The sequence below is a fragment of the Flavobacterium gyeonganense genome, assembly GCF_029625295.1.
Classification (GTDB): domain Bacteria; phylum Bacteroidota; class Bacteroidia; order Flavobacteriales; family Flavobacteriaceae; genus Flavobacterium; species Flavobacterium gyeonganense.
This window is the reverse complement of record NZ_CP121112.1, coordinates 2975334-2988563: the sequence shown is the minus strand read 5'-3', so window position 1 is coordinate 2988563 and position 13230 is coordinate 2975334. Positions and strand designations below refer to the sequence as shown.

The 13230-nt window shown below is 33.4% G+C and carries 15 protein-coding genes and 2 tRNA genes; 7 read left to right on the top strand and 10 right to left on the bottom strand.

Translation table 11 applies throughout. From position 1 onward, the window contains the following. Positions 1–75 precede the first annotated feature (75 nt). The 4 genes from P5P89_RS13085 (at position 76) to P5P89_RS13070 (ending at position 2961) form a co-directional block, all read left to right on the top strand. Positions 76–672, top strand: a complete 597-nt coding sequence (locus tag P5P89_RS13085; RefSeq protein ID WP_278008727.1) for a YceI family protein — start codon at positions 76–78, stop codon at positions 670–672. Positions 673–971: 299 nt separating this feature from the next. Beyond that, positions 972–1325 (top strand): hypothetical protein, encoded by a 354-nt coding sequence (locus P5P89_RS13080; protein WP_269234784.1) that lies wholly within the window; start codon positions 972–974, stop codon positions 1323–1325. Positions 1326–1433: 108 nt separating this feature from the next. Further along, positions 1434–2075, top strand: a complete 642-nt coding sequence (locus tag P5P89_RS13075; RefSeq protein ID WP_278008726.1) for an O-methyltransferase — start codon at positions 1434–1436, stop codon at positions 2073–2075. Between the two features lie 163 nt (positions 2076–2238). Continuing rightward, positions 2239–2961: a phytanoyl-CoA dioxygenase family protein gene (locus P5P89_RS13070; RefSeq protein WP_278008725.1), complete on the top strand. Its 723-nt coding sequence runs from the start codon at positions 2239–2241 to the stop codon at positions 2959–2961. Between the two features lie 104 nt (positions 2962–3065). Here P5P89_RS13070 and P5P89_RS13065 read toward each other — a convergent pair whose 3' ends face one another. The 7 genes from P5P89_RS13065 to P5P89_RS13035 form a co-directional block, all read right to left on the bottom strand. After that, positions 3066–3629, bottom strand: a complete 564-nt coding sequence (locus P5P89_RS13065; protein WP_278008724.1) for a phosphatase PAP2 family protein — start codon at positions 3627–3629, stop codon at positions 3066–3068. Between the two features lies 1 nt (position 3630). Then, on the bottom strand, positions 3631–3978 hold the full coding sequence (locus P5P89_RS13060; protein ID WP_025572873.1) for a Sec-independent protein translocase subunit TatA/TatB: 348 nt from the start codon (positions 3976–3978) through the stop codon (positions 3631–3633). Positions 3979–4081: 103 nt separating this feature from the next. Continuing rightward, complete coding sequence (locus tag P5P89_RS13055; RefSeq protein ID WP_278008723.1) at positions 4082–6325, bottom strand: M1 family metallopeptidase; 2244 nt, start codon at positions 6323–6325, stop codon at positions 4082–4084. 155 nt (positions 6326–6480) lie between these two features. After that, entirely contained in the window at positions 6481–6870 is a 390-nt protein-coding gene (locus P5P89_RS13050; protein ID WP_340696480.1) for a DUF6702 family protein, read from the bottom strand. A gap of 111 nt (positions 6871–6981) precedes the next feature. Next, on the bottom strand, positions 6982–7737 hold the full coding sequence (gene bamP, locus P5P89_RS13045; protein ID WP_269234779.1) for a BamP family beta-barrel-assembly machinery protein: 756 nt from the start codon (positions 7735–7737) through the stop codon (positions 6982–6984). Then, entirely contained in the window at positions 7727–8452 is a 726-nt protein-coding gene (locus P5P89_RS13040; protein ID WP_278008722.1) for a carboxypeptidase-like regulatory domain-containing protein, read from the bottom strand. Before P5P89_RS13040 ends, bamP begins: the two co-directional genes overlap by 11 nt. After that, a complete protein-coding gene (locus P5P89_RS13035) occupies positions 8439–9206 on the bottom strand; it encodes a hypothetical protein (RefSeq protein ID WP_278008721.1) in 768 nt (255 codons plus the stop codon). The genes P5P89_RS13040 and P5P89_RS13035 overlap by 14 nt, the downstream gene beginning before the upstream one ends. A gap of 158 nt (positions 9207–9364) precedes the next feature. Here P5P89_RS13035 and pepE point away from each other — a divergent pair, with 158 nt between their 5' ends. Next, complete coding sequence (gene pepE / locus P5P89_RS13030; protein WP_278008720.1) at positions 9365–10072, top strand: dipeptidase PepE; 708 nt, start codon at positions 9365–9367, stop codon at positions 10070–10072. A 47-nt stretch (positions 10073–10119) separates the two neighbouring features. Here the strand turns inward: pepE and P5P89_RS13025 are convergent. Together P5P89_RS13025 and P5P89_RS13020 are read right to left on the bottom strand one after the other, a co-directional pair. Continuing rightward, positions 10120–10192, bottom strand: a tRNA-Gly gene (locus P5P89_RS13025). 93 nt (positions 10193–10285) lie between these two features. Then, positions 10286–10358: transfer RNA gene (locus tag P5P89_RS13020), tRNA-Gly, on the bottom strand. Between the two features lie 135 nt (positions 10359–10493). On the opposite strand from P5P89_RS13020, the gene P5P89_RS13015 reads away from it, so the two are divergent. Both P5P89_RS13015 and P5P89_RS13010 read left to right on the top strand, forming a co-directional pair. Then, on the top strand, positions 10494–10931 hold the full coding sequence (locus P5P89_RS13015; protein ID WP_278008719.1) for a GNAT family N-acetyltransferase: 438 nt from the start codon (positions 10494–10496) through the stop codon (positions 10929–10931). A gap of 1 nt (position 10932) precedes the next feature. Beyond that, a complete protein-coding gene (locus P5P89_RS13010; RefSeq protein WP_278008718.1) occupies positions 10933–12513 on the top strand; it encodes a L,D-transpeptidase family protein in 1581 nt (526 codons plus the stop codon). Here the strand turns inward: P5P89_RS13010 and P5P89_RS13005 are convergent. Beyond that, positions 12502–13227: a murein L,D-transpeptidase catalytic domain family protein gene (locus P5P89_RS13005; RefSeq protein WP_278008717.1), complete on the bottom strand. Its 726-nt coding sequence runs from the start codon at positions 13225–13227 to the stop codon at positions 12502–12504. The two genes, P5P89_RS13010 and P5P89_RS13005, sit on opposite strands and share 12 nt — an antisense overlap. Positions 13228–13230: the final 3 nt, after the last annotated feature.

Sequence of the window (13230 nt, the reverse complement as noted above, 5' to 3'; positions counted from 1 at the left end):
TTTGATACAAGATTTCATCAGAGCATCAGAAAAATCAGTTCTTAATTAAATGACTAACGAATAAATCAATAAAAAATGAAAACTCTCAAATCTATTTTTTTAACAGTTATCTGTTTAGGAATTACTTTTTACACCAATGCTCAAAAAAATTATACAGTTAGTACAAAATCTAAATTTGAAGTTGCCGGAACTTCTACTATTCACGATTGGGTAATGAAATCAACAGATGGAACTGGCACAGCTAATTTAACAGTTAAAGATTCCAAACTGACTGACATAAACAGCCTGACAGTAATTTTGCCAGCAGAAAGCCTTAAAAGTGGCAAATCAAGTATGGACGATGTGGCTTACGAAGCTTTAGATACAAAAACATACAAAAACATTAAATATGTTTTAAAATCTGCTGATAAAATAAATGAAACTGTATGGAACCTAACCGGAGTATATACGATTTCTGGCGTCAGCAAAGAGTACAAAACTCAGGTTAGCGTAACAGGCGCTAATGGAAATTTTATTTTGAGAGGTTCTAACCAAATCACTTTTGCTGATTTTGGAATATCTCCTCCAACAGCAGCACTTGGAGTCGTAAGAACCGGAAAAGACCTGACTATTCTTTTCAACATCACTTTAAATGATTACACCCAAAGTGAAAATGTTTTAGTAATTAAATAGCCCTTATCTGAGTAAAACTTAATTTACTACTTTAAAATGAACGGAGTCGAAAGCTTTTTATTCAAAAGAGCTTCGGCTTCGTTCTGATTTTCTGTACTTTAAAATTGAATTCTATTCATCAATATTTTTTTCTGAAAAAATTTCAGTATCAATCCAAAAAAATAAATTTTGGCACAAGAATTGTCTTGCACTCAAACGGAAAATAATCTTACAAAGAGCGCTTAATTTAAAAATTTGTACTTTTATTTTTTCAGCTTTATAACCTTTATATTTTATCAATTTTAAAAAATTAATTAATCATGAAAAAACAAATTTTAAGTTTAGCAGTTATCGCTTTATTGTCATTCGGTGTTCAGTCTTGTGAAGACAAAAAAGCAAATAAACCTGAAGATGAATTAACACTTGGAAACAAAGTAGATTCATTGACAACAGATATTGAAGAAGTGAAAGACAGTGCTGTTGTAAAAGCAGAAAACGCTGCAGAAAAAGCGAAAGCGGCTACCGAGGAGGCAAAAGAAAAAACTAAAGAAACGATTGAAGATGTAAAAGATGCTACTAAAAAAGGGGCTGAAAAAGTAGAAGCTGCGGCAAAAGCAGCAAAAGACGGAACAGTGAAAACTGCAAAAGATGTAAATGAAGCCCTGAAAAAATAATTTCATCAAAATTTTAAATAGAAACCATCCATTTTCGGATGGTTTTTTTATGCCCGATAGTGAGCCTATATTTTGTATTTTTACAGCCAAATCTGAATACACTACACGATGCATTTTATTTCACAAGACTTAGAAGATTATATTGAACAGCATTCTGAAAACGAACCTGAATTATTAGCAAGACTTAATAAAGAAACCTACCAGAAAATCCTCTTGCCGAGAATGTTAAGCGGACATTTCCAGGGGCGCGTTTTAAGTATGCTCTCTAAATTGATCCGACCAATAAATATTTTGGAAATCGGGACTTATACTGGCTATGCTGCTTTGTGTTTATGCGAAGGAATACAGGAAAATGGGCAGCTTCACACCATTGACATCAAAGAAGAACTTGTTGATTTTCAGCGTAAATATTTTGATGCATCACCATGGGGAGCGCAAATTTTCCAGCATTTAGGAGAAGCCGTTGCTATTATTCCGACGCTGGATGTAAAATTTGATTTGGTTTTTATTGATGCTGATAAAGAAAACTATATAAATTACTGGAAAATGATTGTTCCGAAAATGAATAAAGGAGGAATCATTTTGTCTGATAATGTTTTATGGAGCGGGAAAGTTTTGGAACCGGTTCATCCAAATGATGTAAGTACCAAAATACTTTTAGAATACAATTTACTTTTGAAAAACGACCCAAGAGTAGAAACAGTTTTATTGCCAATTCGAGACGGATTGACAGTGAGCAGGGTTTTATAAATTTAAGCCCCTAAGGTTCTGAGATCCTAAGTTTCTAAGTTTGTCTCACCTAACTTGTTTCTATTTTAAACTAATTTAATTAGCATTTTAAGCGAAAGCATTTTGCTTCTCTAATTCTGTTTACCTACAGCTAAAACAGGAAGCAATTCAAAACAAATAAAAAATGACACAGAAGGACCAAATAGATTCTCAAGGTTTTGCAATTATTAATAATGTTTATAACGAAAATGAAATTAACACACTCATTTCTTTAATTGATGACACAACGCAAAACAATCCAGAAAACAGGACTTTCAGAAAATCACAGGACTTGTTTGCAATAAGACAATTTCATAACGAAATTCCCGAAACTTTACCTTTTATATTCAACCAGAAATTACTGGATATTATAAAAACTAATTTTGGAGAAAACTATTTTATAACCAAATCTATTTATTTTGACAAACCTGAAAAGTCGAATTGGTTTGTGGCGTATCATCAGGATCTGACTATTTCTGTCAATAAAAAAATTGAGGTTGAGAATTTTGAAAACTGGACTGTAAAACAAAACCAATTTGCGGTTCAGCCTCCTGCTGCAATTCTGGAAAATAATTTTACCATCAGGATTCATATTGATAAAACCACGAAAGATAATGGCGCTTTGAAAGTGATTAATAATTCACATTCTAAAGGAATTCTAAGAATTGAGAAACTTGATTTCGGAAAAGAAAAAGAAACTATCTGCGAAGTTCAAAAAGGCGGTATTATGATCATGAAACCTTTGCTTTTTCATGCTTCAAATAAAACTACAAACAACGAACGAAGAAGGGTTATTCATATCGAATTCAGTAAACAGGAACTTCCTGAAGGATTAGAATGGAGTGAAAAAATGGTTTTACAGAATTAACGTCTTTTGAAAACAACTGCACTAGCCCGGATGGAAGCGACATCCTTTTGTGCCGGGGTTCGGCGCAAAAGATATAGCGGACAGCCGGAAACAGCTCCTGAAAATTATGCCGGAAAATATTTTGGTTTTAAATTTTGATATACTTTGAACATCAAAAATCCGAAAAGGGCTCCGAAGAAATATCCGGTAAGAATATCTCCTGGATAATGCAATCCTAAATAAATACGGCTATAAGCGAAGATTAACGGCCATAGAAACAGGAATCCAAGGTATTTGAAATGGCGTTTTAGAACCAAAAATAAAAATGTAGCTACAGCCATAGTATTAGCAGCATGCCCAGAGAAAAAACTATATGAACTACGGGATTGTACTACCCTGATGATGGTATTGATTTCAGGATTGTTACAAGGACGTAAACGCTGAAAAGTATTTTTGAAAAGATTCGTTGTCTGATCTGTAAAGGCAATTAAAACAGCTATAAAAAGCAAGACATACAAAGTTTGCTTAATGCCTATTTTTTTATAAATAAGAAAAAATAAAAAGAGAAAAAAAGGCGTCCAATATACTTGTTTGGTAATAATCAGCCAAAGTGGATCGAATGTTTCAGAACCTAAACTGTTAAGATACACAAGTAACCTGGTATCTATTTCCTGTATTTTTTCCAGCATATTACATTTGGCGTTTTATAGGTCCTGAGATGGAGTCGATATCTTCTTTTACTTTATTAATTTCTGTCGCAGTATCTCCCAGAAAGCTTCCGGAATCGCCCAGCAAATTAGCTTTCGCATCATTGATATGAGCGTTGATATCGCCTGTTATACCGGTCAGGGATTTTGTATCAAGACCATTTTCCTCGGCCCCTTTTTGAATCTCGTTTTTAATATCGTTCGTTGCATTTTTTAACTGCGCCATGGCTTTCCCCATTGTACGGGCAATTTCAGGCACTTTGTCTGAACCAAAAAGCATTAGTACTATAAACATTATAAAAACTAATTCTCCTCCTCCTATACCAAACATAACTTTTATTTTTTTGTGTCACAAAGATATTAAATTTTGCAGGCATGTGTTTTAAAATTTACTTAAAAAAAAGACTCTTTACAGAGCCTTCTTAATTTTATATTTAGTCAAACTTTGATTTTTCCTCTACTTTTGGCCATGAATTGTTAGTTACATCTATGTCTGCCGTTAGTAATTTTGGATCTATCTGAATGCTCTTAATTCGTTTTTCAGTTGCGTATACTTTCTTGGCTGACTCATTTCCTTTTCGCCAGATTTGTGCCGGATACTGATAATTGTTTTTTGAACCGTCTTCATAGGTGATTTCAACCAGAATAGGCATAATCATTCCGCCCGGTTTATTGAATTCTACTTCGTAGAAATATTTAGGTGATTTGATATTTGCTTTTTCCTCTGTTGTAAAAGTCTCATTTACATAATCAGCCAATGGCTTAAAATCTTCTACTTTTAAAGCTTTTTTCTTTGAGGCATCTACTTCAGCATTATCACCAGAAACTAAATAAACAAAAGGTCCTTTTTCATAACCGAAGCGTCCTTTTCTAACTTTGACCTCTTTTATATCTGCAGTTGGGGTATCAGAAACATAATATTGTTTTACATCTTTAATACCAATATCTACAAAATCTGTTGAATAAAACCATCCTCTCCAAAACCAGTCTAAATCTACTGCAGATGCATCTTCCATTGTTCTGAAGAAATCTTCAGGCGTTGGATGTTTGAACTTCCATCTGTTGGCATAGGTTTTAAAAGCATAATCAAACAATTCTCTCCCCATCACCACTTCTCTCAGGATATTAAGTCCTGTAGCCGGTTTTCCGTAAGCATTATTCCCAAATTGATGAATGGTTTCAGAGTTTGACATGATTGGCTCCAAAAATTTCTGGTCACCGCTCATGTACGGAACAATATTCCTGGCCGGTCCGCGTCTTGAAGGGAATTTTGGATCCAGTTCCTGTTCTGCTAAATATTCCAGAAACGAATTTAAGCCTTCATCCATCCAGGTCCATTGACGCTCATCTGAGTTTACAATCATTGGGAAGAAAGTGTGTCCTACTTCGTGAATTATTACACCAATCATTCCGTTTTTAACTTCCCTGCTTGTTTTACCATTTTCGTCAGGACGCCCGTAATTCCAGCAAATCATTGGATATTCCATACCCTGATCTTCAGCTGAAACCGAAACTGCTTTTGGATACGGGTAATCAAACGTATGCGAAGAATAACTTTTTAAAGTATGCGCCACAGTCATTGTGGAAGTTTCTCCCCAAAGCGGATTTGCCTCTTTTGGATAAACTGATTCAGCCATTACGGTTCTGTTTCCAATTTTTACTGCCATTGCATCATAAATGAATTTTCTTGAAGAAGCAATTCCAAAATCCCTTACGTTTTTCGCACTGAATTTCCATGTTTTTTTCTTTTCAGAAAATCCTTTTTCAGCTGCTTCGGCTTCGGCCTGCGTAACAATTACAACCGGTTTATCAAATGCCTTTTGAGCCTGTTCATAACGTTTTACCTGTTCTGCCGTAAATACTTCTGACCTGTTTGTCAGTTCTCCGGTAGCGTTAATTACGTGATCTGCAGGAACTGTAATATTCACATCAAAATTTCCAAATGGCAATGCGAATTCTCCGCTTCCCCAAAACTGCATATTTTGCCATCCTTCAACATCATTGTATACTGCCATTCTTGGATAGAATTGGGCGATCACATATAATTTATTGCCGTCTTTCTCAAAGAATTCGTAACCAGAACGTCCTCCTTCTTTTTGATAATTATTAATGTTATACCACCATTTTATAGCAAACGAAATCTTTTCTCCTGGTTTTAAAGGTTTATCAAGGTCGATTCGCATCATGGTTTCGTTGATTGTGTAAGACATCGGATTTCCTTTCGAATCCTTCACATATTCAATATTAAAACCGCGTTCAAGGTTTTTCTTCAGATACTTATCAGAAAAACTTCCTAATGGAAATACCTGATTAATTTTTTCTGCTTCTGCCAAAGTTGACTGTGTATTCGCTTTAGCCTGATTCTGATCCAGCTGGATCCATAAATATTCCAGACTGTCTGGCGAATTATTAGAATACGTAATCGTTTCAGATCCGTTTAATTTTGAATTTTTATCGTCTAATTCGATATCAATCTTGTAATCTGCCTGTTGTTGATAATAAGCAGGACCTGGTGCGCCAGAAGCCGTGCGGAACATATTGGGTGTAGCCATCAAATCATACATTTGGCTAAACTTGTTCGTATCGTACTTTCCCTGTTGTTTTGGAGCGACAGTCGTATTTTTTTCCTGAGCAAATAACATAGCAGGAAAAAGTAATAGTAATGAAAGTCTTTTCATGTGCAGAATTTATTTATTTTTATTGGTCATATGTAATTCGCATATCATGATTGGTAATTGAAACCCACTCCTGAATGATGCTCATTTCATAAATATTTTTGGAATTTTTTGAAGCTGTGAAAATAGCAATTAAAACAACAATCTTACTAAGTTCATTAATACTTTAACACTTCTTTCCTTGAAGATTCTGTAAAAAGAACACTTCTTTTAGTACCAAATGCTGAAATATGTGTAATATTTTGCTGTTCAGCATTCCAGTCTGTTAAAATAGTGTTTGTAATTTCTAATGTCTTGAGTTTTTCAACTCCCGTAATTTTCGAATAGCAAACTAAAACATCATCAGCTTCCAGCTCTTTAGATAAAAAAACAATTGTTTTTGGCTGACCGTTTATTTTAATACTGAAATTTTCTGAGAGGTATCTTTTTAGCAAATCAAGATCTGCCTGGGTTTCTTTTTCTGTTCCAATAAATGTTTTTTTATGGTACTTTTTTTCGATTCCGTTATTCAGGTCATCCACAAATATCCTTGACGTAATCTGGACCATTTTTTTCAGCTACATAATTCACCTGAAAAATGCCCATGTAGAATTTATGAAATACAAAAGAAGAAAGTGATAAAAATAGTATTCCGATTAAGAAATAAATGGCATTCTTTTTCATTTCTTATTTACCTCAGCTTTTTTGAAGTCTTTGTTTTTATTGATCATAAAATCCATTAATTCAAATTTTTGATCTTCTTTTAAATGCCTTTTAGATTCAGAGTCATTAGAGCAGTACATTAAAAACAAATCAATCTCATCTTCTTTTAAACCTAATGTTTTGGTATAAAAATCCTTAGTAAAATTATCTTTCGCATACGCAACAAAAGCTATATCAGTTATAACTTCCTCTTGAACCTCTTTATCTTTACTAAGCAGCTTTTTCAAATCTTTAAAAATTCGGACAAAATCAGTTCCGTATTTAATTGTCTGATCAGAATACATTGCTTTATTTTCAGGAGTTGACTGGCTATCATCTTCAAACTGCGTATCGACAATGCCCTGAGAACCGCCTTGCAGGGATTTTACTTTTAATTCTTTATGGACCAAAACTTCTTTTAATTCAACATTTACTAAATCCAAAGGCACTGAAAAAAGCACTTCTGCACAGTCTTTTTCTGTTAGCACTATTTTTTTAGACTGGAAAGACATGCCTGTGAACAACAAGGTATCTTTAGGTCTTGCCATAATATCAAACAATCCTTGTGGACCTATAAATGTTCTTTTATTCGCATTTATATTCATTACATTGCCTGTTTCGATTGGGATAGAGCTGTTAATTACCTGACCATGTAAAGGTTTCCTTGAATTCGTCTGACCTGTTATAAATTGACAAAATAAACAGACTACAAATATTCCTAATTTATTTTTCATTTTCTATGATTTTTAGATATTCCTGAGCAAGACCTGTTATTAAAAACATACTCATTGTTTTGTTCTTAGTATTCAAAGATACAGCAAATTCAGGACTTTCCACGCAATAAAGCTGAAATCCTTTAATATGTTGTAACGGAATTTTAAGTCTATCTGTATAATAATTTTCCTCAAAGAGATATTCTAATTTTCTAAAAAGAACCTCTTTCTTCTCAATTTTAGCCTCTTTTTTCAGCATGGTAGTTCTTCCGGAAATAGAATTTAGTATTTTATCCACTGAGGTTGATGTTGCGGTATAAATTTTTCTTTCAGCCGGAGTATATTTTTTTTGCCCATGCGGAATAATTCCGAGGTTTTCTGCTGTAATATTAGCATTCTCATTTACAATCACCTCTTTTAACTCAATTTCTTTTGCTGACATTTTTATACGAAGTATTTTTTCTTGTAAATCTTCAGCACCAATCCGACGTTTTAACGGTTCTAAATTTACTGAAGAAAAAACTAAAACATCTCCTTCTTTTGCTACGATAGAAAACAATCCGTTTACATCTGAAACCGCTGTAACCTGTGTATTATTATTAATAATGTTTACACCATCAACAGGAGTAGACTGCTCAAGAATCTGACCCTGGATTTCTTTAGCACCAGAAGTTTGCCCAAAAGAAACCTGAACAATAAAAATTAGAATGATATATAGTATATTATTTAGCTTCACAGGCAATTATCTCTTTGTATTTAACTGCTAATTCTCCCAGTAAAAACTCTGTAGAGGTTTTATTTTTTGAATTAAGGATTTTAGTAAAGCTTTCGTTTTCGACAACATAATATTCAAATCCTTTTACGTACTCGACAGGTATTTTTAACCTGTCAACAAAATGATCGAGTGTAAACATATTCTCCAGGAGCCGTATAAAAAACTCTTTTTTCTCAACAGCCACTTCTTTTTTTAACATTGCCGTACGTCCTGAAAAAAAATTGAATATCGGATCCGCAGAAATTGAACCACCAGCCATTGTTCCCGCATTAGCAGTAGGATTTAAAGCAGTAGCGGTTTGTAATTTTCTCTCGGCCGGCGTGTAGCTTTTCTGCCCGGAAGGCACAATACCTAATGCCACAGAATTAATATTATCATAGCGTTTAATGATCACTTCCTGCAACTGATGTATCAGAAGATTTAATTTCACTGTAAAATTAAGATCTGAAAAATTTTCTGGTGTTAATAAAACTCTGTTTTCTTTAAACTGAATCGATGAAAAAATAAGCGTATCCCCACTTTTAGCCATTATAGAAAAATATCCATCAGTAGTAGTATTTACCATTGCCTCAGTCTGCGCATTAATAACATACACACCTTCCAGATCATTTGTATTTGAAATAATTCTTCCTTTTAAAATAGTACGTTCTCCATGCTGAGACCAGCCAGTCTGAAACAAAAACAATACTAAAAAACAAATAATCTTGCTTATCAAAATAAAAAAATTAGAATTATTCTTAAAAATGTAAAAATATCCTAATATGTTCCAAATTACTATTAACAGCTTTATAAAAATATGTTAATTAAAATCAGCTTTTTAACAGCGGCAATTTTCATTTTTAATACCTTTAACCTAAAATCATTTAGAATTTTATGAAAAATATTATTATTGCCAGTACTTCTACTTTACACGGAAGCAGTTATTTAGAATATTTATTACCTACCCTTCAATCGCATTTTGCAAACTGTAAAACTATTTTATTCATACCTTATGCTCGCCCGGGAGGAATATCTCATGAAGAATACACGCAAAAAGTGGCTGCCGTATTTCAAACTATTGCTATTTCAGTAAAAGGAATTCATGAATTTGAAAACCCAGAAACAGCTATAAAAAATGCCGAAGGAATATTTACTGGCGGAGGAAACACCTTTTTATTGGTTAAGCAATTATACAAAAACAATATCATGCAGCTTCTTTCTGAAACAGTCAAAAACGGAACGCCATATCTGGGAACCAGTGCTGGAAGTAATATTTGCGGACTTTCGATGCAGACAACCAATGACATGCCTATCGTTTACCCTCCAAGTTTTCAAACTTTAGGTTTGATTTCTTTTAATCTGAATCCTCATTATTTAGATCCTGAAGAGAATTCTACCCACATGGGAGAAACCAGGGAAGAACGCATCCAAGAATATCATGCATTTAATACAATTCCGGTTTTAGGGCTTAGAGAAGGAAGCTGGCTTGAAGTAAAAGGAGAAAAAATTACTCTGAAAGGTAATTTATCAGCTAGATTATTTAGGCAAAATCAGCTTCCGGAAGAATTGGGACCCGAAAGTGATTTGAGTGGTTTGAAATAGGATATAAAACAAAAAATCCTCAAACAAATTGTTTGAGGATTTTGAAGAGCGAAAGACGAGGCTCGAACTCGCGACAACCAGCTTGGAAGGCTGGAGCTCTACCAACTGAGCTACTTTCGCATTAACAGGGTGCAAATATAAATAATTAAATTATTTAAAAAAATAAAAAACTAAATTATTTAAATTTAAAATCTAAACCTAAGTTTCGATTAGAGCGAAAGACGAGGCTCGAACTCGCGACAACCAGCTTGGAAGGCTGGAGCTCTACCAACTGAGCTACTTTCGCATTACTGTGGTGCAAATATAAAAAATAAGTAAGCTTTAAAACAAGCTTTTTTTGAAAAAAAATAAATTAAAAATCACTATTTTTAGTAATCTATTTAAAATTAAAATGTTATAGCTTTGTTTTTTTATTCCAAACATGACATTAATTAAAGAAATATCCTCTCAGGAAACTTTTATTTTACGACATCCTGTCCTCAGAAAAGGAAAACCCATCGAAACCTGCATTTTTGAAGGCGATGATTTACAAACAACACATCACTTCGGATTATTTGATAATTCAGATTTAATAGGAATAATTTCGTTATTCTTCAAAACCAATCCTATATTTGCAGAAAATTTACAAGCACAAATTCGCGGCATGGCTATTGCACAAGCACATCAGAAAAAAGGTTATGGAGAATCTCTTTTTAAACATTGTGAAGCATACTGTATTTCAAACGAATTCCATTTAATATGGTTTAATGCCAGAGTGGCTGCTGTTGGTTTCTATAAAAAAATGGGATACAAAGTCAAAGGAAATTCTTTTGAAATCCCAGATGTTGGAAAACATTATTTAATGTACAAAAAAATATAAAATGAATAAATTTTACTTTCTATTATTATTGTTTGTTGTTGTAAGCTGTAAAAAAGAACAAAAAGATACCCCTAAAATAAAAAAAGCCTTACCTGCCATTGTGATTACAGATGCAAGGACAATTGACATTGATACCGCACTTATAAATTCATATAAAAGTGAAACATTAAAACAATTTTATCTGTCATCTGCTAACAAAACGATTTGGGGAAATCTTAAAAAAAGAACCTACATCTTGTCACAACTGAAAAAATCAGATGAATTAGGACTGAATCCAAATGATTATCGGGTAAAAAAGATGGATGTTTATGAAAAACAAATTGACAAATTAAATAATAAACAGCTCGCTGAATATGATCTGTTGCTTACACATAATTTTGAAAAATATGTGACCCATTTATATGAAGGAAAATTAAATCCTAAGTATTTATATCGTGACTGGGCACTTGAAGACAAGGATTTAGATATCAATGCTGTGTTAGTAAAAAGTTTCAATCGTAATACTTTAGATAGTTTGGTTGAAAATATTCAGCCAAAAACTGAAACTTACAAACAATTACTGAAAGCCTTGAAACTTGTCAATGATTTTCCTTCTGATAATGTCAAATTGATTGAATCAGCAGAAAAAATAAAACCAAATGACACTAATATTGCTTTAATAAACATTAAAAAGAGACTTCTTTACTGGAATGACATGTCAGGAAACGACAGTTTAACAAGAATCTATGACAACAAAACATTTGAAGCTGTAAAAAAATTCCAGGCTCGACACGGATTAGTTGCTGACGGGGTTATTGGAGCCAGCACTATCCATCACCTAAATTTTTCTAAAGAAAAAAGAAGACATCAAATTATTGCAAACTTAGAACGCTGGAGATGGTATCCGAACGAACTAGCAGAAAATTACTTTATAGTAAATATTCCTGATTTTAAATTACATGTTGTAGAAAATAATGATACGACAGCTGTGAGAAATGTTGTTGTTGGAACCAGTAAAAGAAGAACACCGGTTTTAACATCTACGCTAAAGAGCATTGTTTTCAACCCAACCTGGACCGTCCCTCCTACTATTTTAAAAGAAGACGTTGTTCCTGCAATGAAGCGTAATCGAAATTATTTAAAAAACAAAAATATCACGATTTATGACAGAGCCGGACACGAAGTCGACCCTGCAAACTGGAACATCAACAAGCCCAGAAGCTATCGATATATCCAAAAACCGGGTTATTACAACTCCCTTGGGTTAATAAAAATTATGTTCCCTAATAATTATAGCGTGTATTTGCACGACACCAATCACAGAAATTACTTTGAAAGAAGCAACCGTTCTTTAAGTTCCGGCTGTGTGCGTGTCGAAAATCCCTTAGAATTAGCACAGCATATTTTAGACGATTCTAAAAACTGGTCTAAAGAAAAAATAGACACTATTATTGCACGTAAAAAGACAACTAGTATCCGAATTACCAAGAAATACAAATTATACCAATGGTACTGGACCGCCTGGACCGAAAAAGACCAGTTAATTTTTAGATACGACGTCTATGATCTTGATGAAGACTTATATTCCAAATTAAGAAATTAGCTCTTGTTCCATTACAAAACTTCTTGACGGATGGTAGATATACAGACATGACTTACCTTTTATGGTCTGAATAATATCGTCTGTCAATTCAACAGGAACAGCAGGACAACCCTGGCTTCTGCCTAACCTTTTATGGGCTCTGATAAAAGATTCAGAAACATAATCGGCACCATGCATTACAACACCTCTTTTACGAGCCTGATCATTTATGCCTCTTTCTAAACCATCTAATCGCAATGAAGCACCATGTTTACCCTGATAAATTTCACCCGTAGCATAAAAGCCGAGACTGCTTTTAAATGAAGAATTTACATTTGAAAATGCAGAAGCAAACTCTTCGCCTGTATTCCTGCCATGAGCCACAAGAGATTGAAATAAAATAGTATTGGATGACAAATCAATTACCCAAAGGCGTTTAAGATTTGATGAAAGACTAAAATCAATTAAAGTCAAGATATCTTTTTGGATAACCCCTTTTTCTTTCAATAAGTAAAACCCTTTTAAGGCTTCAGTAAATGTTTTTAGTTCAGGAAGAACAAAACTATTTGTATTTAATGTGTTATAAATATTCTCAATTTTAGTATCAATTACAGAACGTTTTTCAACTTTTGAGATACTCATTGCTGTTACATTTTTAGTTTCAGCAGCATTTTTAGAATCTGTAACAAATGACAAAAACAAAAATACAATTGCGGGATAAATCTTATAAATCATTGA